Raw genomic sequence first — 18,756 nt, 5'->3', positions numbered from 1 at the left:
GGCTCTCGGTGGCGACGTTCAAGCCCGCGATTCTATCGGCAGCCGGCGCTCAGCGGGTTGCCGGCGGCGCGCGGAAGACCCGGAAGTGTCCCACCGGTGGCCAGGCCAGCAGCACGTCCTCGACCCGGGCGCCCTGGCCGATGTTGTGCACCACCAGGTAGCGGTCCGCCCCCGGCACCTTGCGGTCCGACACCACGCCGATGTGCGGCAGCCCGCCCGGCAGGCGCCAGCTGACGATGTCGCCGGGCCGGTAGTCGGCCGCATCGGCGGTCACCGGCAACGCGTGGCCCGCGCGCCGGAACCAGGTCTCCAGGTTCGGCACGCGCCGATGGTCGATGTTCCGGTCCGGGCGCCTCAGACCCCAGTTGCGCGGGTACGCGGCGAAGTTTGCGCGCATGTCCTCGTGCACCGCCTTCTGCAGGTCCAGGCCGGTGGCGCGCAGGGCCCGGATCACCACGTCGGTGCAGACGCCACGATCGGCCGGAACGTCGCCGCCCGGGTACGCCAGGCGGACATAGGCCCCGTCGTAGAGCCGGGTCACCCCGACCTGGCGGTGGGCCGCCTCGAGCAGGGTGACCACCGGTGGCGCCGGAGGGGTGGCCGCCACCAGCCCCGCCCCCATCAGCGCCGCCAGCACCAGCCGCCGGGCCAGCCGGGCCGCCATCAGGTGTTCTGGATCACGATGTTGGGGAAGGCGATGGCCTTGTTGCGCGCCTGCAGCGACAGCCGCGCGGCGGTGCGCCGGGCGATGTCGCGGTAGGCCAGCGACAGCGCCGACTCCGGATCGGCGGCCACCGTGGGCACGCCGGAATCGGCCTGCTCGCGTATACGGATGTCCAACGGCAGCGCGCCCAGCAGCGGTACCCCGTACTCCGCGGACATGCGCTCGCCGCCGCCGGCGCCGAATACGTGTTCACTGTGGCCGCAGTTCGTGCAGACATGCACGGCCATGTTCTCGACGATGCCCAGCACCGGCACGTCCACCTTGGCGAACATCTGCAGCGCCTTGCGCGCGTCCAGAGTGGCGATGTCCTGGGGCGTGGTCACGATCACCGCACCCGACACGGGCACGCGCTGGGCCAGGGTGAGCTGGATGTCGCCGGTACCCGGGGGCAGGTCGATCACCAGGTAGTCCAGGCCTTCCCAGCGGGTGTCGTTGAGCAGCTGCTGCAGGGCCTGGGTGACCATCGGGCCGCGCCAGATCATCGGCGTGTCCTCGCCGATCAGCAGGCCGATCGACATGGCCTGCAGGCCATGGTTGCGCTTGGGCTCGATCGACTTGCCGTCCGGGCTGTCGGGCCGGCCGCTCAAGCCGAGCATCTTGGGGATGCTGGGCCCGTAAATGTCGGCGTCCAGCACGCCGACCACGGCGCCCTCGGCCTGCAGCGCCAGGGCCAGGTTGACCGCGGTGGTGGACTTGCCCACCCCGCCCTTGCCCGAAGCCACGGCGATGATGTTCTTCACCTGGGGCAGCGGGGTCAGGTCCTTCTGGACGCGATGCGCCTGAACGCGCGACGCGACCGAGACCGTCGCCCGCTCCACCCCCGGCACGGCCAGGACGGCCTCGCGGACCCGTGCCTCGAGCGCGGCGTGCCAGCCGGCGGCGGGGTAGCCCAGCAGTATTTCGACCACGACCGCCGTGCCCTCGACCCCGACCCCTCGCACGGCGCCGGACTCACCCAGGGTCTGGCCAGCGTGGGGATCGGCCAGGGCGGAGACCGCCGCGCGTACCTGTGAATCCATGGACATTCTTAAAACTCCTGTTCGGCCAATAGTTTACACGGGCCGTCGGCGGCCGCCGAGCGGGCTTGGCCGGGGCACTTGCAGAGACGGGGCACGATTGTGTTACGTTCCGGTTAAGGCCCGCGTGGGGAATACCGGGCCCTATCCCAAAAAACGCTGCTTTCCACGACCCGATAACGACTCAGGGGAGTCACCCGATGAAGACCGCCGTACCCGTTTACCGTAGGAATGTCCTGGCGCAGTCCCTGGCCCTGGCCATGGTGCTGCCGCTGGCGGCCACCGCCTACGCCCAGGACGCCGAGGACGAGAGCACCAGCTCGGCCGAAGACGCCACCACGCTCGAGACGGTCACCGTCGTCGGTTCGCGCATCAAGCGCGCCACCATCGAAGGTCCCTCGCCCGTCACGGTGATCTCCGCCGAGGAGATCGAGAAGTCCGGCTTCAACACCGTGCATGACGTGCTGCAGACGGTCGCCCAGAACATTGGCTTCGCCCAGAACGACTTCAACGCCAACGGTGGCTTCACGCCCAATGCCGGCGTGGTCAACCTGCGTGGCCTTGGCCCGGGTCGCACCCTGCTGCTGATCAACGGTCGCCGCGCGAACGACTATCCGTTCCCGTACAACGGCCGCAGCAACTTCCAGAACTTCAACAACATCCCGTCCGCCGCCGTCGAGCGCATCGAGATCCTGGCCGGCGGCGCGTCCGCCATCTATGGTTCCGACGCCGTGGCCGGCGTGGTCAACGTGGTGCTGCGCAAGAACTTCGAAGGCGACGTGATGAGCCTCAAGGGCCAGACGTCCAGCGAAGGCGGTGCCAACACGCTGAACTTCCAGTGGGTGGGAGGCAAGACCTCCGACCGCGGCAGCCTGACCTACGCCATCGAGTACTTCGACCGCAGCCCGCTGTTCGCCTGGCAGCGCGACTTCATGGACTCCGGCGCCGACAACCCGTCCCCGGCCGGCGTCAACGGCACCCCGGGCTTCGGTGGCTACCAGCCGTCGATCGGCACCCAGATCCGCCGCATCGCGGCGAACGGCGGAACCATCAACTACGTGCAGCCCGCCGGCTACGACTGCTCGGGCAGCGAGTTCTACCGCCCGCACACCTACGTCAGCGGTGCCACCGGCGCCACCCTCGGCCCGGGCTGCGGTTACGACCGCTTCGTCGCCGAGCAGACGGTGCTCAACGGTACGCAGGACCTGTCGGCCTACGTGATCGGCAACTACGACTTCAACGACTCGATCTCGGGTTGGGCCAGCATCATGGCCTTCAAGTCCGATGCCGAGCTCGGTGGCGGCGTGGAGCAGTGGCAGGGCGGCCCGCAGCCGGGTGCCTTCCACTACGACCCGCAGTTCCCGGGCGCGCGCACCTTCCCCATCCGCGCCCTGAGCACGGAAGCCTACGGCGGCCCGCAGGGCACCTTCCAGAAGTTCCAGGAACTGTCGTGGGAGTTCGCCGCTGGCCTGAGCGGTTCCTTCGGCGAGCGCTTCGACTGGGACCTGACCGCCAGCACCTCCAAGTATGAAACCGACCGCCAGCGCCCGCGCCTGACCGTCCAGGGCGCCACCGACTACTTCCTCGGCCCGCGCCTGGGTACGGTCGGCCAGGGTGCCTATGTCGGCATCGTCGGCGTGCCCAACGGCACCCCGGTGTACCGCATGAACCTGGACCGCTTCTACGGCCCGATCAGCCCGGCCGACTACCTCGCCATGTCCACCCAGGTCGAGTACGAAGCCGAGTCGGAGAACCAGCTGTTCCAGTTCGCCGTCACCGGTGACCTGTTCGACATGCGTGGCGGCACCGCTGCCGTCGCGGCCGTGGCCGAGTGGGGCCACCAGGAATACGACCTGGTCAGCGATGCCCGCATCGCCCCGGACGTGCGCCAGATCTACAACCTGACCGGCACCGGCGGTGGCGGCGAGCGTGACCGTTACGCCTTCGGCGTCGAGACCAGCTTCCCGGTCCTGGAGTCGGTCACCCTCACCGCGGCCGCCCGTTACGACAACTACGACGACGTCACCGAAGTCGACGATGCCGTGACCTGGAACGCCGGCCTCGAGTGGCGTCCCATCGAGAGCCTGCTGTTCCGCGGCCAGTACGCCACCAGCTTCAAGGCCCCGGACATGCACTACGTGTTCTCGGACCGCAGCGGCTCGTTCGGCAACGTGATCGACTACGTGCGCTGCCGTGAAAACAACCTCCCCGTTGCCACCTGCAACGCGGCAGGCGCCAACTACGTCTACTCGGCCTTCACCACGTCGCAGGGTTCCACGACGCTGGAAGAGGAAGAGGGCAAGTCGTGGTCGGCGGGTCTGGTGTGGGACATCACCGACACGCTGTCGCTGTCGGCTGACTACTACGAGATCGAGCTCGAGAACGAGGTCGCCGTGCTGGCCGGTACCACGATCATCCAGGACGAGTACGGCTGCACCTACGGCACCTACCCGACCAACGGCCTGCCGTTCCCGTACGCTGCCGGCTCGGCCTACTGCAACGAGATCGACGGCCGCATCGACCGCGACCCGAACAACGGCAACCGCATCACTGAAATCCGTTCCGGACCGGTCAACCTGTCGTATCGCAAGGTCACCGGCATCGATGCCAGCCTGCGCTACAGCCTGGACACCGATCGTTGGGGCAACTTCTCGTCGCGCCTGCAGTGGGCCCACGTCCTGAAGCATGTCACCAAGCTGCGTGCGGACTCGGCGCTGTTCAACCTGCGTGACAGCAACGGTTCGTCGGACTTCCGCAGCCGCGTGACCCTCACGCTCGGCTGGCAGAAGGGCGACTGGGATGCCACCACGTACATCTACCGTGATGGCACCTTCCCGCGCTGGAACCTGCTGAACACGGCCGTGGTCAGTGGGGAGCTCGATTCCCGCGCCTCGCCGCACACCATCGCCAACATCTCGATCGGCAAGCGCTGGACGGACAACTTCTCGATGCGTCTGAATGTGAACAACATTCTCAACGACATCGCGCCGGAAGATCCGACCTTCAACACCTACCCCTACTTCTGGCAGGCGTACAGCCCGGTCGGTCGTGAGGTGGGTCTGCAGTTCGACTATCAGTTCTGATTCTCCAACGGATCAGAGAGTGGTGGGAGCCCGGCGAAAGCCGGGCTCTTTTTTTGTGTGGGATAATGGCGGCCTCGCGAAGGACCCCCGACACCGATGACACCGCCCCGCCCCGCCCTGGTCACCACCGCCCTGCCCTATGCCAATGGTCCGCTGCACCTGGGCCACCTGGTGGGCTACCTGCAGGCCGACATCTGGGTGCGGGCCCGGCGCATGGCCGGCGGCACGGTGCACTTCGTCTGCGCCGACGATGCCCATGGCACTCCGATCATGCTGGCGGCCGAAAAGGCCGGGCTTGCACCGGAAGACTTCATCCGCGACGTGCAGGCGGGCCATGAGGCCGACTTCGCCGCCTTCGGGGTGGCCTTCGACCACTACGACTCCACCCATTCCGAGTACAACCGCGCGCTGGCCAGCGAGGTCTACACGCGCCTGCGCGATGGCACCCATGGGCCGGCCTGCATCGCCCGCCGGTCGATCCAGCAGCTGTACGACCCGGTCCGGCAGATGTTCCTGCCCGACCGCTACATCAAGGGCGAATGCCCCAACTGCGGCAGCCCCGACCAGTACGGCGACAATTGCGAGGTCTGCGGCAAGGCCTATTCGCCCACCGACCTGAAGAATCCGCGTTCGGTGGTCTCCGGCGCCACGCCCGAGCTGCGCGATTCCGAGCACTACTTCTTCGAGCTGGGCAAGTTCGAGGCCTTCCTGCGCGAATGGCTGGCCGGAGAGGTGGCCCACCCGGCGGTGAAGGCCAAGCTGGCCGAGTGGCTGGAAGGCGGCCTGCGCGACTGGGACATCAGCCGCGACGCGCCCTACTTCGGCTTCCCCATCCCCGATGCCCCGGGCAAGTTCTTCTACGTGTGGCTGGATGCGCCGATCGGCTACCTGGCCAGCTTCAAGGCCCTGTGCGCACGCACCGGCACCGATTTCGAGGCCTACACCGACGCCGCCCGCAACACTGGCGGCGAAACCGAGATGCACCATTTCCTCGGCAAGGACATCATCAATTTCCACGGACTGTTCTGGCCGGCGATGCTGCATGGCGCCGGGCTGCGCGCGCCCACCGGACTGCACGTCAACGGCTACCTGACGGTGAACGGCGCCAAGATGTCCAAGTCGCGCGGCACCTTCGTGATGGCGCGCACCTACCTCGACACCGGCCTGAATCCGGAATACCTGCGCTACTACTTCGCGTCCAAGACCGGCGCCGGCGTGGTGGACCTGGACCTCAACCTCGAGGACTTCGTCGCGCGCGTCAACAGCGACCTGGTCGGCAAGGTGGTCAACATCGCCAGCCGCTGCGCCGGCTTCATCGGCAAGCGCTTCGACGGCCGGCTGGCGGCGCAGCTGCCGGACCGGGCGATGTATGCGCGCTTCGCGGCCGCGGTGCACGAGGTCGCGGCCAGCTACGCCCGCGACGAGTACGGCCAGGCCACGCGCCAGCTGATGGCCCTGGCCGACGAGGCCAACCGCTACATCGACGAGCGCAAGCCCTGGGTGATCGCGAAGCAGGAAGATGCCGAGGCCGAACTGCAGGCGGTGTGCAGCCAGGGCCTGAACCTGTTCCGCGTGCTGGCGGCCGGCCTCAAGCCGGTGCTGCCGGCCACGGTGGCGCGCGCCGAAGCGTTCCTGCGCGCCCCGGTCCAGCACTGGCACGACGTCGATGCGCCGCTGCTCGACCACACCATCGCAGCCTTCACGCCCCTGATGACCCGCATCGAACCCAGCCAGATCGAGACCATGACCGAAGCCAGCAAGGACGGCAGCGCCGTCACCCCGCCCGCCGCCCTGCCGACCCCGGCCAAGCCAGCCGAGGCGAAGGTGAAGGCGCCGGAAGCGGCTGCCGCCGCCCCGGCGGGCACGACTGCCGTGATCGGCATAGACGACTTCGCCCGCATCGACATGCGCATCGGCAAGGTGCTCGAGTGCGGCTTCGTGGAGGGCTCGGACAAGCTGCTGCGCTTCCTGCTCGACGCCGGCGAGCTGGGCCAGCGGCAGATCTTCTCGGGCATCCGCGCCAGCTACGGCGAGCCGGAGAAACTGGTCGGCCGATTCGTCGTCTTCGTGGCCAACCTGGCGCCGCGCAAGATGCGCTTCGGCACCAGCGAAGGCATGATCCTGTCGGCCGGCCACGCCACCGATGCGCTGGTGCTGCTGGACGTCGACTCCGGCGCCGAGCCGGGCATGCCGGTGCGCTGAGCGCGCCATGAGCGAAATCGCCCTGCTCCTGGTCGGCGCGGTTTTCGTCAACAACTTCGTGCTGGTGAAGTTCCTGGGCCTGTGCCCGTTCATGGGCGTCTCGCGCAGCCTGGACGGCGCCTACGGCATGGCCCTGGCCACCGGCTTCGTGCTGACCCTGGCCTCGGCCCTGGCCTGGATGGTGCACCACTGGATCCTGCTGCCGCTGGGGCTGGAGTACCTGCGCACCCTGGGCTTCATCCTGGTGATCGCCGCCGTGGTGCAGTTCACCGAGATCGTGATGAACCGGCGCAGCCCGCGGCTGTATCGCGTGCTGGGCATCTACCTGCCGCTGATCACCACCAACTGCGCGGTGCTGGGCGTGACCCTGCTCAACGTGCAGGCTCGGCACAGCCTGTTCGATTCGGTGCTGTACGGCCTGGGCGCGTCGCTCGGCTTCGGCCTGGTGCTGGTCCTGTTCTCGGCGATGCGCGAGCGCCTGGAAACGGCCGACGTGCCGGCCGCCTGGCGCGGCACGCCGATTGCGCTGACCACCGCGGGCCTGATGTCGCTGGCCTTCATGGGCTTCGCCGGCCTGGTGCCGGCCTGAGATGCTGACGGCGCTGCTGGTGGTGACGGCCCTGGCCGCCGCGCTGGGCGCCGGGCTGGGCTGGGCGGCCGTGCGCTGGCGGGTGCAGGACGACCCGATGGTGGAACGCATCAACCGGGAACTGCCGCAAACCCAGTGCGGACAGTGCGGCTACGCCGGCTGCAAACCCTACGCGGCCGCCATCGCCGCGGGCCAGGCCGACATCAACCAGTGCCCGCCCGGCGGCGAAGCCGGCGTGCGCGCCCTGGCCAGCCTGCTGGGACGCGAGCCCAAGCCGATCAATCCCGACAACGGTAAGGAAAAACCCCCGGTCGTGGCGCTGATCGTGGAAGCCGATTGCATCGGCTGCACCAAATGCATCCAGGCCTGCCCGGTCGACGCCATCGTCGGCGGGCCCAAGCTGATGCACACGGTGATCGCCGAGCTGTGCACGGGCTGCGAGCTGTGCCTGCCACCCTGCCCGGTGGATTGCATCGTGCTGGTGCCGCCAGCACGGGCGGCGTCCCTGCCGCAGTGGCCGCGCCCGGCGTGAACCCCGGGCGCGACCGGGCGAGCGGGTCTCAGAGCCGCTCGACGGTGTAACCCTGCGCCTTGAGCAGCGCGATGACGCCGTCCTCGCCGAGCAGATGCATCGCGCCCACCACGACCAGGGTGTCGTCTTCCTTGCTCTGGTCCAGCAGCGCGCGCAGGCGCGGCATCCAGGCCAGGTTGCGGTCCTTGTTGAGGCGGTCGTACAGCAGCGGGTAGTCGGCCTTCATCTCGGCGCCGGTGCCGGCGAACAGCGCGTCGGCGTCGCCCTGGCGCCACAGGTCGTGCAGCTTGCCGATCTCGGCTTCCATCGTGGCCATTTCGGCCAGGGCTTCCTGCAGCGACTGCAGCTGCTCCTTCTCATCCATCCCGTCGAACATCTCGATCTGCTGGGCGCCGGTCTCCAGACCTTCCACCGGCTTCCCCGCCGCGACCGCGCGATCGGCAAAGTGCTTGTCCAGGCCCAGCTTCGGGTCCAGGCCCAGCAGCTGCATCTCGGTGATGCTGATCACCAGGCTGGCCAGCCAGGGCTCCATGCCCTGGAACATCGCGGCGTTGGCGCCGCGCCGCGTGGCCCAGGCCTCAAGCTGCTTCCAGGTGGCTTCCGGCAGCGTCTGCTGCAGGGTCTTGCCGTCGGTGCGGGTGCCGGCCTGCTGCATGCGCGGGCCCAGGCTGGGGTCGTTCATTTCCTGGGGCGAGAGTTCGAACACCACTTTCTCGGCGTCCTCGAAGGCCGCGTCGGTGCTGGGCGCCAGCGGATAGTCGCCGGGCTTGAGCAGATGGAACGAGCCCATCAGGTAGACCGAGTTGTCGGCATCGCTGACTTTCCAAAGCAGGGGCTTGGGCGGCTCGGCCTGGGCGAAGGTGGTGGCAGTGGCCAGCAGCAGGGTGGCGATCCAGCGTTTCGACATGCGGGGTTTCCTTGGGTGGGGGGACAACATCATTGCGGGAAGGGGCGGGGCTTCTTCTCACCCGCGGTCACGGCCAGGTCCAGCCGGTTTTCGGGCGGCGGCATCGGACAGGTGGAAAACGCGGTGAAGGCGCAGGGCGGGTTGTAGGCCTTGTTGAAGTCGAGTTCGGTGGTGCCGTCCTTGCCGGCGGGCGCGGCATACAGGAAGCGCGAGGCCGCGTAGGTAGCATGGCCGCTGGTGCGGTCGGCGAATATCAGGAAAAGCTGGCCGTCGCCCTCGTCCACCGCCTCCAGCGCATAGGCCTTGCCGTCCTTCTCGAACAGCAGCCGGCCCGGGTTGGCCATGGGTTCGACCATGCCCAGCATGTTGACGATGTCCAGGGTCTTGCCCGCGGGATGCGCCTCGAAGCGCGCGGTGATGCGGAATTCCGGATCGATGTCGAAGTAGTCCAGCCCGGGGAACTGCGTGCGGGTACGGGCCATCGCATTGCGAACGCGCAGGCCGTAGCGGCCGCCGCGTTCGATCACCACGAAGCTTGCGTCGCCCTTGTTGAAGCCCACCACGGTGGGCGTGCCCTGGCTATCCACCACCAGCGGCACCTCGCCCTGGGCCGGCTGGCCATCGATGGTCACCTCGGCATCGGCCGCCGCGCGCAGACGGACGCTGCCGTCCTTTCCCAGCGTGAGCATGCCCAGCTGCGCCGGGCCGATCGCCAGCCGGGTGCCGTTGTCCTGGGCTGAGCCGACATAGGTGGCGCCGGGCGTGATCCAGTGCAGGCCCACCAGCGACAGCCAGCCATCGGGCCGGGTCAGGCGCGCCAGGCGCTCGTCGCGCCAGGCCAGGATCTGGCCGTCATAGGCCAGGCGGGCCGCCTTGGCTGCGCGTGCGGCGGCCTCGGAGCGCTTGGCCTCGTCCTCGTCGCCGCCGCACGCCGTTACCAGCACCAGCGCGGCCAGGCACAGTCCAACCACGCGTAGCGGAGCATGGGCGGGAATCCAGCGCATTCTCATCATCGTCCCCTCAGGAATAGGCGGTCGAGTTCGGCCTTGCTCAACTGTACCCACGTCGGCCGGCCGTGGTTGCACTGGCCGCTGCGTTCGGTGGCTTCCATGTCGCGCAGCAGGGCGTTCATCTCCGGCAGCGTCAGCCTGCGGTTGGCGCGCACCGAGGTGTGGCAGGCCAGGGTGGACAGCAGTTCGTTGCGCGCTTCCTCCAGGCGGCGGCTCTGGCCGTGCTCGCGCAGGTCGCCGAGCACGTCCAGCACCAGCGACTTCGGATCCAGATCGGCCAGCAGGGTCGGCACGCTGCGCACGCTGAGCGACTGCGGCCCGGCCCGGCGCAGCTCGAAGCCGAAGGCGGCCAGCGTATCGGCGTGCTGCTCGGCCAGGTCGGCCTCGCGCTCGGACACCGCCAGCGCGATCGGCACCAGCAGCGGCTGGGTGCGGATACCCTCGCCGTCGCGCGCGGCCTTGAGCCGTTCGTAGGTGATGCGCTCGTGCGCCGCGTGCATGTCCACCAGCACCAGGCCCTGCGGGTTCTCGGCCAGCACGAAGACGCCGTGCAGCTGCGCCAGCGCATAACCCAGCGGCGGCGCCTCGGCCTCGTTGGCGGCCGGCATACCCGGACCTGGCGCCGAATCGGCGGGAGCGCGATACAGCGAGGCATACGCTGACATCGCTTCACGCACCGGCAACCCCAGCCCGGTCTGCGCGGGCGCGGACCAGCCAAACGCCGCGCCGGTGGCGACAGCCTGGCCGGCCAGTTCGGCGCCCGCCGCGGCCGCGCCGCCGTTGAGGCCGGCACGCGTCGAGGCCAGGGACTCGTGCAGCGTGCGATAGATGAACTCGTGCACCAGGCGCTGTTCGCGGAAACGCACCTCGTGCTTGGCCGGATGCACGTTCACGTCCACCTGGCGCGGATCGCAGTCCAGGAACAGCACGAAGGCCGGGTAGCGGCCGTGGAAGAGCACGTCGGCGTAAGCCTGCCGCACCGCATGGGCCACGGTGCGGTCGCGCACCGCGCGGCCGTTGACATAGAAGTACTGCTGGTCGGCGCTGGAACGCGCGGCGGTGGGCAGCCCCACCCAGCCGCGCAGGCGCAGGCCGGCCGCGGCATGTTCGATCTGCAGGCACTGCGAGGTGAACTCTTCACCCAGCGCCTCGGCGACGCGTCGCACCTGGTCGGCGCCGTCGCGCACCGGCTTGTAGTGCCGGGTCAGGCGGCCGTTGTGGCTGATGCGCAGCTCCACCTGCGGACGCGCCAGCGCCAGCGAACGCAGCCATTCCTCCACGTGGCCCAGCTCGGTGCGCTCGGCGCGCAGGAACTTGCGGCGCGCGGGCACGTTGTAGAACAGGTCGCGCACTTCCACCGTGGTGCCGGCCGGATGCGGGTGCGGCTGCGCAGGCGCAACCTTGCCGCCCTCCACTTCCAGCCGCAGGCCGTGGGCCTGGTCGGCGGTGCGCGAACTCATCGCGAACCGGCTGACCGACGCGATCGAGGGCAGCGCTTCGCCGCGGAAGCCGAGCGTGGCCACTTCCTCCAGGTCATCGAGCGAGGAGATCTTGCTGGTGGCGTGGCGCGAGATGGCCAAGGGCAGCTCGGCGGCCGGAATGCCGCCGCCGTCGTCGCGGATGCGGATCAGGCGGATGCCGCCCTCTTCCAGGTCGATGTCCACGCGCGTGGCGCCGGCATCGAGCGCGTTCTCGACCAATTCCTTGACCACCGACGCGGGTCGTTCGACCACCTCGCCGGCGGCGATCTGGTTGACCAGGGTGTCGGGAAGCTGCTGGATCGGCACGGACGGTCGGTCTCGAGGTTCGGAGACCGATGATACCAGCGGCGCGGAGGCCCTACTTCGGGGCTGCGGCCAGGGCCGTGGCGGCCGGGATGGTGAGGCGCTCGCCGACGCGGACGGTGTCGCCCTGCAGCTTGTTGGCCTGGCGGATGCTGTTCATCGGCACGCCGTGGCGCGCGGCGATCAGGCTCAGGGTTTCGCCGCGGCTGACCACGTGCTGGCGCGGGCCGCCGAACTGGCCCTGGTGCGCGGCGTACCAGGTGCCCGGCGGCGCCTGGTTGGCGAAGTAGCTGCGCACGCCCGAAACGATGGCGGTGGCCATGCGCGAGCGGTACACCGGATCGCTGAGCTTGGCCTCTTCTCCCGGATTGGAGATGAAGCCGGTCTCGACCAGCATGGACGGCACGTCGGGCGAACGCAGCACCACGAAGTTGGCGCGCTCGATCTGCGGCTTGTGTGCCTTGCCCACGCCCTTGAGCGCGGCCAGCACTTCGCTGGCGACGTCGTCGGACACGCGCATGGTGGCGTTCTGCGAAAGGTCGAGCAGCACCGCGGCCAGGTTCTTGTCGCGCGCGTCCAGCTCGACGCCGCCCACCAGGTCGGCGGCGTTTTCCTGGTCGGCCAGCCAGCGCGCCGCTTCCGACGAGGCGCCGCGCAAGGACAGCACATACACGGACGCGCCGTTGGCGTTGCGGTTGTGCGCGGCATCGGCGTGGATGGAGATGAAGAGGTCGGCCTGCGCCTCGCGCGCAATCATGTAGCGCTGGTCGAGCGGGATGAACACGTCGCGGTCGCGCACCAGGAACGCTTCCATGCCCGGATCGGCATTGATCTGCGTGGCCAGTTCGCGCGCCATCGCCAGCGTGATGTCCTTCTCGAACTTGCGGCTCGGGCCGATCGCGCCCGGATCCTTGCCGCCGTGTCCGGCGTCGATGGCGATGATGAGCTTGCGGCTGCCGGTGCCGATCACGTCCTGCAGCGTGCGTGCGGGTGCAGGCTTGCCGGCCACCGCAGCGCCATCGGTGAGCAGCTCAAGCACCAGGCGCGCCTGGCTGCCGGTGCGCTCGATGCGGCTGCGCGGCTTCACTTCGCGGCCCAGGTCGAGCACCACGCGCAGGTCGCCGTCAGAGGGCTTGCCGGTGCGCACGCCGGCGACCACGCCGTTGGGCGCCGGCGCCTTGTAACCATTGGCCAACGAAGTGCCCGACAGGTCCAACACCAGGCGATCGGGATTGGCCAGGGTGAAAATCTTGTAGTCGGCCGGGCCGGACAGGTCCAGCACCGCGCGGGTGCCGTTCTCGCCGTCGACCAGCTTCAGGCCTTCCAGCTGCGCGGCCTGCGCACCCACGGCGGCCAGGCCGAACAGGACGGACGTCAACAGGGCAAGGGCAGGATTCCGGCGCATGGGCGGGATTGAAGCACCGTAATCCCGGAAAAGCAAGATTTTTCCTTAGGAATCCGTAGCCTGCCCAACCTTCCTGAATTTCGGGTCAGAAGAGGCCCGGAGAAGGCGTCAGGACGCGATCCGGCCCAGCCAGGCTTCTCCTGCCGGGCTCCCCGCGGCCATCGAGGCCCGGCGGCCGGGGCCGTCGTGCAACAGATGCAGGCTCAGGTCCGGGGCCGGCAGTCCGCCCTGCCCGCGCTCGGGCCACTCCACCAGCCACAGCCGGGCCTCCGAGGCCAGTTCGTCCAGCCCCAGGAAGTCCAGCTCACCGGCGCCCGCGAGCCGGTAAAGATCCAGGTGCGCCGCCTCGCCCCGCGCCAGCGGATAACGTTCGACCAGGGTGTAGGTCGGGCTCTTGATCGCACCGGTGACGCCCAGCGCGCGCAGCCAGGCGCGGGCCAGGGTGGACTTCCCGGCGCCGAGTTCGCCGTGCAGGTAGACGACGGCGCGTTCCGGCGCGGACAGCGCCAGGCTGCGGGCCAGCGTCGCGGTGGCGTCGGCATCGGACAGGGCAAGCTCGTGGTTCATTCGGGGTTCGCCATGCGACGCAGGTGCGGGAACAGGTCCGAGGGCAGCAGCCCCCGCTCGCCACCCACGCGGGCCGCCGCATCACCGGCGGCCGAATGCAGCAGGGCCCCGGCCACGGCCGCCTGGAACGGCGGCAGGTGCTGCGCCAGCAGCGCCGCGATCACGCCCGACAGCACGTCGCCCATGCCGCCGGTGGCCATGCCGGGATTGCCGGCGCCGATCACCGCGGGAATCTCCCCGGGCGCCGCAATGATCGTGCCCGCGCCCTTGAGCACCACCACGCAACCGAAGCGCTGCGCCATGGCTTCGGCGGCTCCGAAGCGGTCGGCCTGTACGTCACGCTTGTCCTTGCCCAACAGGCGGGCGGCCTCGCCGGGATGCGGCGTCAGGATGGCCTGCGGTACCCGCCGGGGCTGCAGCGACAGCAGGTTCAGCGCATCGGCATCCAGGATCACGGGTTTTCCCGAAGTCAGCGCTTCGCGATAAAGCGCCAGTCCCCAATCGCCCTGCCCGAGACCGGGGCCCACGGCCAGCACCGTGGCGCGTTCGATCAGGGGGCGCAGCGCGTCGGCGTCCTCCACCGCATGCGTCATCGCTTCGGGCCGCGCCGCCACCAGCGCCGCGACGCCGGACTGGCGGGTGGCGACGCTGGCCAGGCCGACCCCGGTCCGCAGCGCGGCCTCGGCGCACAGTCGAACGGCCCCGCCCATGCCTTCTTCGCCGCCCACGCACAGCACGTGGCCATGTTCGCCCTTGTGGGCATTGGCATGCCTCGGCGCAAGCCAGCGCACCAGGCCCTCGGGCACGCAGAGGCAGGCCGCCGGCGTGATGTCGTCGAAGGCGCCGATCTTCAGGTCCAGCCGGTCCAGCAGCACCTCACCGTCGAAATCGCGCGCCATGCCCGTGTACAGCCCCCGCTTGGCGCCGATGAAACTCAGGGTCACCGTGGCGCGCACCGCCACGCCTTCGGCATGGCCGGTGTCGGCATCGAGCCCCGAAGGCACGTCCAGCGACAGCACCGGCGCGCGGCTGGCGTTGATGCGCTCGATCATGCCCTGTGCCGCTTCCGACGGCGCACGACTGAGCCCGATGCCATAGATGGCGTCCACCCACACGTCCGCTTCCGGCAGCAGCCCGTCAAACGCGATCACCGACCCGCCCGCCTGCCGCCACGCGGCCAGCGCGGCCCGCGCCGGCGCCGTGCGCGGCGTTGCGCCCGGGGGCGTGACCACGCGCACGGTATGGCCGGCCGCGCGCGCCAGCCGCGCCAGCACGTAGCCATCGCCGCCGTTGTTGCCCGGCCCGCAGGCCACGCCGATGACCCTGGCCTTGGGCCAGCGCAGCTGCAGCAGGCGCCAGGCGGCGGCACCGGCGCGTGCCATGAGTTCCCCGGCGGGGACGCCCAGGCTGGCGATGGCGTGCTCGTCCATCGCCCGGACCTGGGCACTCAGATACAGGGGCAACTGCTGGGTCATGCCGGGATTCTATACTTGCGGCGATGCACGACTTCAGCGCCCTCGCCCGCCTGATCAAGACCTGGAGCCTGGAGCTGGGATTCCAGCAGCTGGGCGTGGCCGGCGTCTCGCTGGCCGAGGACGAGGAACACCTTCGCGACTGGCTGGCCCAAGGCCAGCACGGCACCATGGACTACATGGCGCGGCACGGCAGCAAGCGCGCCCGGCCCGACGAACTGGTGCCCGGCACCCTGCGCGTGATCTCGGTGCGCATGGACTACGGCACCGGCGACGACGGCGCCGCCTGGGACACCCTGGCGCGGGACGAACAGGCCTACGTGGCGCGCTACGCCCTGGGCCGCGACTACCACAAGGTGTTGCGCAACCGGCTGCAGAAACTGGCCGACCGCATCGCCGCGCACATCGGCGATTTCGGCTATCGCGCCTTCGTCGACTCCGCGCCGGTGCTCGAACGTGCGCTGGCGCGCGATGCGGGACTGGGATGGATCGGCAAGCACAGCTGCCTGATCAACAAGTCGGCCGGCAGCTGGTTTTTCCTTGGCGAGATCTACACCGACCTGCCGCTGCCGGTGGACGAACCCGCCAGCGCGCACTGCGGCAGCTGCACGCGATGCCTGCAGGTCTGCCCCACGGGCGCGATCGTGGCGCCCTACCGCGTGGACGCACGCCGCTGCATCAGCTACCTCACGATCGAGCTCAAGGGCTCGATCCCGGAAGAGCTGCGGCCGCTGGTGGGCAACCGCATCTTCGGCTGCGACGACTGCCAGCTGGCCTGCCCCTGGAACAAGTTCGCCGTGCGCAGCGCCGAGGCCGACTTCCGTCCGCGCAATGACCTCGACCGCAGCACGCTCGTGCAGCTGTTCGCCTGGAACGAGGCGGAGTTCCTGGCCCGCACCGAAGGCTCGGCGATTCGCCGCACCGGCCATGAAGGCTGGCTTCGCAACATCGCGGTGGCGCTGGGCAATGCGCGCACCACGCCGCAGGTGGTGGGCGCACTGGCCACGCGACGCGCCGATCCCAGCGCCGTGGTGCGCGAACACGTCGCCTGGGCGCTGGCGCGCCACGGCGCGGACTGAGCGCGGGCTCAGCCGCCGCGCGAGGCGCGGATGCGGCGCAGCAGCGCGCGTGTCACCGGATCGGACACCGCGCTGTCATCGCCCTGTCCGTCCAGGGCGGGATGCAGGCCCGCCGCCAGGACCTTGCCGCGCTCGACGCCCCACTGGTCGAAGGCATTGATGCCCCAGAGCACCGAGGCGGCATAGACGCTGTGTTCGTACATCGCCAGCAGCGCGCCCAGCGATGCCGGCGTCAGCTGATCCAGCAACACCAGCGTGTTCGGCCGGCCACCGGGATAGTGTCGCTGCGCATCCTCGCCGGCATGGCCGTTGGCCAGCGACTCCGACTGCGCCAGCAGGTTGGCCAGCACCCACTGCTGGCTTTCGCCATAACCGTGGGCCGGCCTCACCACGCCCAGCAGGTCGGCCGGCACGTCGTCGCTGCCCTGGTGCAGGGCCTGGAAAAAACTGTGCTGGCTGTTGGTGCCGGTGCCGCCCCACAGCACGGGCACCGTGGACTCGGCCAGGGGCTCGCCGCCGGCGCCGACGTTTTTGCCCAGGCTTTCCATCACCAGCTGCTGCAGGTAATCGGGCAGCAGGGCCAGGCGCTGGTCGTAAGGCAGGATGGCGTGGGATCCCAGGCCGCGGGCGTTGCGGTTCCACACCATCGTCAGCGCATGCCAGGCGGCCAGGTTGGTGGGGGGCGCTTGCGCCAGCACGTGCGCATCCATCTGCGCGGCGCCGGCCAGCAGCTGGTCGAAGTTCGCGTTGCCCAGCGCCAGCGCCACCGCGAAGCCCACGCTGGACCACAGCGAGTAGCGGCCACCGACCCAGTCCCAGATCGGCAGCACCCGCTCGGGCGCAACGCCGAAGGCCGCCGCGCGTTCCGTGGCCGAGGTGACCGCGTACAGCCGGCCGCGACCCGCCAGCCAGTCGCGTACGATGCCGCCGTTGAGCAGGGTTTCCTGCGTGCCGAAACTCTTGGACGCCAGTACCACCGCCGTGCGCGCCGGGTCCAGGCCGGGCAGCAGCCGGTGCACGCCGCTGGCATCGACATTGTTGAGGAAGTGCACGCGGAAACGGCCAGTGCGGAACTCCGCCAGCGCGTCCACCGCCAGCCGGGGCCCCAGGTCGGAGCCGCCGATGCCGACGTTGATGATGTCGGTGATGTCCGAGGCTTCCAGCTCGGCCACCATCGCCGCCATGCGCTGTCGTGCATCCAGCGCCTGGCCGCGTGCGGCCTTCGCCACCGGGCCGTGGCCCAGGTCGGAACGCAGGGCGGTATGCAGGGCCGGGCGCCGTTCGGAAGCATTGACCGTTTCGCCATCGAACAAGGCCCGGAACGCCTGCGGAAGTCGCGCGGCCTCCGCCGCCGCGAACAGTGCTGCACGCGCCTCGCGGTCGTAGCCCTGGCGCGCGAAATTGGCATGCAGGGCACCGACGTCCAGCGAAAAATCCGTGGCCCGCGACGGATCGGCGGCCAGTTGGGCCGACAGGGTCCGGGCGCCCAGTCGGCGCGCGTGCGCGCGAAGCGCCTCCCAGTCCGGAGCCTTACGGGCTGCCACCGTCGAACTCGAGATTGTCGATCAGGCGGGTGCGGCCCAGGCGCGCGGCGATCAGCGCGACCAGGCCCGTTTCGTTGGCCAGCTTGGCGCGGGTGAGGTCGCTGCGGCGGATCTCGGCGTAGTCCACGGTGAAGCCGGCGGCTTCCAGCCGCGCCACCGCCTCGTCCTCGATGCCGGCCAGCGGCAGCCCCTGGCGCGCGCCATCGCGCATGAACAGGAGTGTCTGGTGGATGCAGGTGGCGGTCTGGCGTTCCTCGCCCTGCAGGTACTGGTTGCGCGAGCTCATCGCCAGTCCGTCGGCCTCGCGCAGCGTGGGCGCCGGAATGATCTCGACCGGGAAGCTCATCTCGCGGGTCATGTAGCGGATCACCTGCAGCTGCTGGTAATCCTTGCGGCCGAACACGGCCAGGTCGGGCTGCACCATGTTGAACAGCCGCGCCACGACCTGCGCCACCCCGTTGAAGTGGCCCGGCCGGTGCGCACCGTCGAGGATGTCGGTGATGCCGGGTACGTGCATCTGCACGCAGCCCATGGTGCCGAACGGGTACATCTGCTCGACCGGCGGCAGGAACAGCGCGTCGCAGTTCTTTTCGGCCAGGCCATGGATGTCGCTGTCGGGCGTGCGCGGATAGCGGGCGTAGTCTTCGTTCGGGCCGAACTGGGTCGGGTTGACGAAGATGCTGGCCACCACGCGGTCGGCGTGCCGCCGCGCCAGGTCCACCAGCGCATGGTGGCCCGCGTGCAGGTTGCCCATGGTCGGCACGAAGCCGATGCTGGCGCCGTCGCGCCGCCATTGCCGGACCTGGGCGCGCAGCGCGGCCAGCGTGGTGTGGGTCTGCATG

15 protein-coding genes are annotated in these 18,756 nt (G+C 69.7%); 5 read left to right on the top strand and 10 right to left on the bottom strand.

The features are described from left to right. Nucleotides 1-49: 49 nt before the first annotated feature. Nucleotides 50-664, bottom strand: coding sequence for a DUF1287 domain-containing protein (locus ACOQFR_RS10735; protein WP_421381703.1), 615 nt, complete (start codon nucleotides 662-664; stop codon nucleotides 50-52). After that, on the bottom strand, nucleotides 664-1,749 hold the full coding sequence (gene apbC, locus ACOQFR_RS10730) for an iron-sulfur cluster carrier protein ApbC (protein WP_421381701.1): 1,086 nt from the start codon (nucleotides 1,747-1,749) through the stop codon (nucleotides 664-666). Before apbC ends, ACOQFR_RS10735 begins: the two co-directional genes overlap by 1 nt. Nucleotides 1,750-1,940: 191 nt before the next feature. Between apbC and ACOQFR_RS10725 the strand changes: the two genes are divergently transcribed. From ACOQFR_RS10725 to rsxB, 4 genes are all read left to right on the top strand, one after another. After that, nucleotides 1,941-4,823 (top strand): TonB-dependent receptor plug domain-containing protein, encoded by a 2,883-nt coding sequence (locus tag ACOQFR_RS10725; protein ID WP_421381699.1) that lies wholly within the window; start codon nucleotides 1,941-1,943, stop codon nucleotides 4,821-4,823. A gap of 96 nt (nucleotides 4,824-4,919) precedes the next feature. After that, nucleotides 4,920-7,025, top strand: a complete 2,106-nt coding sequence (metG, locus tag ACOQFR_RS10720; protein ID WP_421381697.1) for a methionine--tRNA ligase — start codon at nucleotides 4,920-4,922, stop codon at nucleotides 7,023-7,025. A 7-nt stretch (nucleotides 7,026-7,032) separates the two neighbouring features. Next, complete coding sequence (gene rsxA, locus ACOQFR_RS10715) at nucleotides 7,033-7,614, top strand: electron transport complex subunit RsxA (protein ID WP_421381695.1); 582 nt, start codon at nucleotides 7,033-7,035, stop codon at nucleotides 7,612-7,614. A 1-nt stretch (nucleotide 7,615) separates the two neighbouring features. Next, a complete protein-coding gene (gene rsxB, locus ACOQFR_RS10710; RefSeq protein WP_421381693.1) occupies nucleotides 7,616-8,146 on the top strand; it encodes an electron transport complex subunit RsxB in 531 nt (176 codons plus the stop codon). Nucleotides 8,147-8,174: 28 nt separating this feature from the next. On the opposite strand, the gene ACOQFR_RS10705 is transcribed toward rsxB, so the two are convergent. From ACOQFR_RS10705 to ACOQFR_RS10680, 6 genes are all read right to left on the bottom strand, one after another. Then, nucleotides 8,175-9,053 (bottom strand): TraB/GumN family protein, encoded by an 879-nt coding sequence (locus tag ACOQFR_RS10705; protein WP_421381691.1) that lies wholly within the window; start codon nucleotides 9,051-9,053, stop codon nucleotides 8,175-8,177. Nucleotides 9,054-9,082: 29 nt separating this feature from the next. Beyond that, on the bottom strand, nucleotides 9,083-10,057 hold the full coding sequence (locus ACOQFR_RS10700; protein WP_421381689.1) for a DUF1684 domain-containing protein: 975 nt from the start codon (nucleotides 10,055-10,057) through the stop codon (nucleotides 9,083-9,085). 5 nt (nucleotides 10,058-10,062) lie between these two features. Continuing rightward, a complete protein-coding gene (gene mutL, locus ACOQFR_RS10695; RefSeq protein ID WP_421381687.1) occupies nucleotides 10,063-11,850 on the bottom strand; it encodes a DNA mismatch repair endonuclease MutL in 1,788 nt (595 codons plus the stop codon). 52 nt (nucleotides 11,851-11,902) lie between these two features. Beyond that, nucleotides 11,903-13,252 (bottom strand): N-acetylmuramoyl-L-alanine amidase, encoded by a 1,350-nt coding sequence (locus tag ACOQFR_RS10690; RefSeq protein WP_421381685.1) that lies wholly within the window; start codon nucleotides 13,250-13,252, stop codon nucleotides 11,903-11,905. Between the two features lie 108 nt (nucleotides 13,253-13,360). Beyond that, entirely contained in the window at nucleotides 13,361-13,819 is a 459-nt protein-coding gene (gene tsaE, locus ACOQFR_RS10685; protein ID WP_421381683.1) for a tRNA (adenosine(37)-N6)-threonylcarbamoyltransferase complex ATPase subunit type 1 TsaE, read from the bottom strand. After that, nucleotides 13,816-15,294, bottom strand: coding sequence for an NAD(P)H-hydrate dehydratase (locus tag ACOQFR_RS10680; protein ID WP_421381681.1), 1,479 nt, complete (start codon nucleotides 15,292-15,294; stop codon nucleotides 13,816-13,818). The genes tsaE and ACOQFR_RS10680 overlap by 4 nt, the downstream gene beginning before the upstream one ends. Nucleotides 15,295-15,317: 23 nt before the next feature. Here ACOQFR_RS10680 and queG point away from each other — a divergent pair, with 23 nt between their 5' ends. Then, the gene (gene queG / locus ACOQFR_RS10675) at nucleotides 15,318-16,370 is read left to right on the top strand and encodes a tRNA epoxyqueuosine(34) reductase QueG (protein ID WP_421381679.1); all 1,053 of its coding nucleotides are present in this window, start codon (nucleotides 15,318-15,320) and stop codon (nucleotides 16,368-16,370) included. Nucleotides 16,371-16,378: 8 nt separating this feature from the next. On the opposite strand, the gene pgi is transcribed toward queG, so the two are convergent. Both pgi and panC read right to left on the bottom strand, forming a co-directional pair. Continuing rightward, nucleotides 16,379-17,914, bottom strand: coding sequence for a glucose-6-phosphate isomerase (pgi, locus tag ACOQFR_RS10670; RefSeq protein WP_421381677.1), 1,536 nt, complete (start codon nucleotides 17,912-17,914; stop codon nucleotides 16,379-16,381). Continuing rightward, nucleotides 17,901-18,755 (bottom strand): pantoate--beta-alanine ligase, encoded by an 855-nt coding sequence (gene panC, locus ACOQFR_RS10665; RefSeq protein WP_421381675.1) that lies wholly within the window; start codon nucleotides 18,753-18,755, stop codon nucleotides 17,901-17,903. Before panC ends, pgi begins: the two co-directional genes overlap by 14 nt. Nucleotide 18,756 lies beyond the last annotated feature (1 nt).

Origin of the sequence: Arenimonas sp. MALMAid1274, from assembly GCF_049195245.1 — a bacterium.
In the GTDB taxonomy this organism is placed as follows: domain Bacteria; phylum Pseudomonadota; class Gammaproteobacteria; order Xanthomonadales; family Xanthomonadaceae; genus Arenimonas.
The sequence above is the reverse complement of the archived record's forward strand: the minus strand, read 5'-3'. Positions and strand labels throughout refer to the sequence as shown.

Excerpts from the sequence above, each read along its gene's own strand:
- ACOQFR_RS10680 (WP_421381681.1), bottom strand. The coding sequence starts at position 15,294 with ATGACCCAGCAGTTGCCCCTGTATCTGAGTGCCCAGGTCCGGGCGATG.
- metG (WP_421381697.1), top strand. The coding sequence starts at position 4,920 with ATGACACCGCCCCGCCCCGCCCTGGTCACCACCGCCCTGCCCTATGCC.
- ACOQFR_RS10735 (WP_421381703.1), bottom strand. The coding sequence starts at position 664 with ATGGCGGCCCGGCTGGCCCGGCGGCTGGTGCTGGCGGCGCTGATGGGG.
- panC (WP_421381675.1), bottom strand. The coding sequence starts at position 18,755 with ATGCAGACCCACACCACGCTGGCCGCGCTGCGCGCCCAGGTCCGGCAA.
- apbC (WP_421381701.1), bottom strand. The coding sequence starts at position 1,749 with ATGTCCATGGATTCACAGGTACGCGCGGCGGTCTCCGCCCTGGCCGAT.
- ACOQFR_RS10700 (WP_421381689.1), bottom strand. The coding sequence starts at position 10,057 with ATGCGCTGGATTCCCGCCCATGCTCCGCTACGCGTGGTTGGACTGTGC.
- rsxA (WP_421381695.1), top strand. The coding sequence starts at position 7,033 with ATGAGCGAAATCGCCCTGCTCCTGGTCGGCGCGGTTTTCGTCAACAAC.
- queG (WP_421381679.1), top strand. The coding sequence starts at position 15,318 with ATGCACGACTTCAGCGCCCTCGCCCGCCTGATCAAGACCTGGAGCCTG.
- ACOQFR_RS10690 (WP_421381685.1), bottom strand. The coding sequence starts at position 13,252 with ATGCGCCGGAATCCTGCCCTTGCCCTGTTGACGTCCGTCCTGTTCGGC.
- rsxB (WP_421381693.1), top strand. The coding sequence starts at position 7,616 with ATGCTGACGGCGCTGCTGGTGGTGACGGCCCTGGCCGCCGCGCTGGGC.
- tsaE (WP_421381683.1), bottom strand. The coding sequence starts at position 13,819 with ATGAACCACGAGCTTGCCCTGTCCGATGCCGACGCCACCGCGACGCTG.
- ACOQFR_RS10705 (WP_421381691.1), bottom strand. The coding sequence starts at position 9,053 with ATGTCGAAACGCTGGATCGCCACCCTGCTGCTGGCCACTGCCACCACC.
- ACOQFR_RS10725 (WP_421381699.1), top strand. The coding sequence starts at position 1,941 with ATGAAGACCGCCGTACCCGTTTACCGTAGGAATGTCCTGGCGCAGTCC.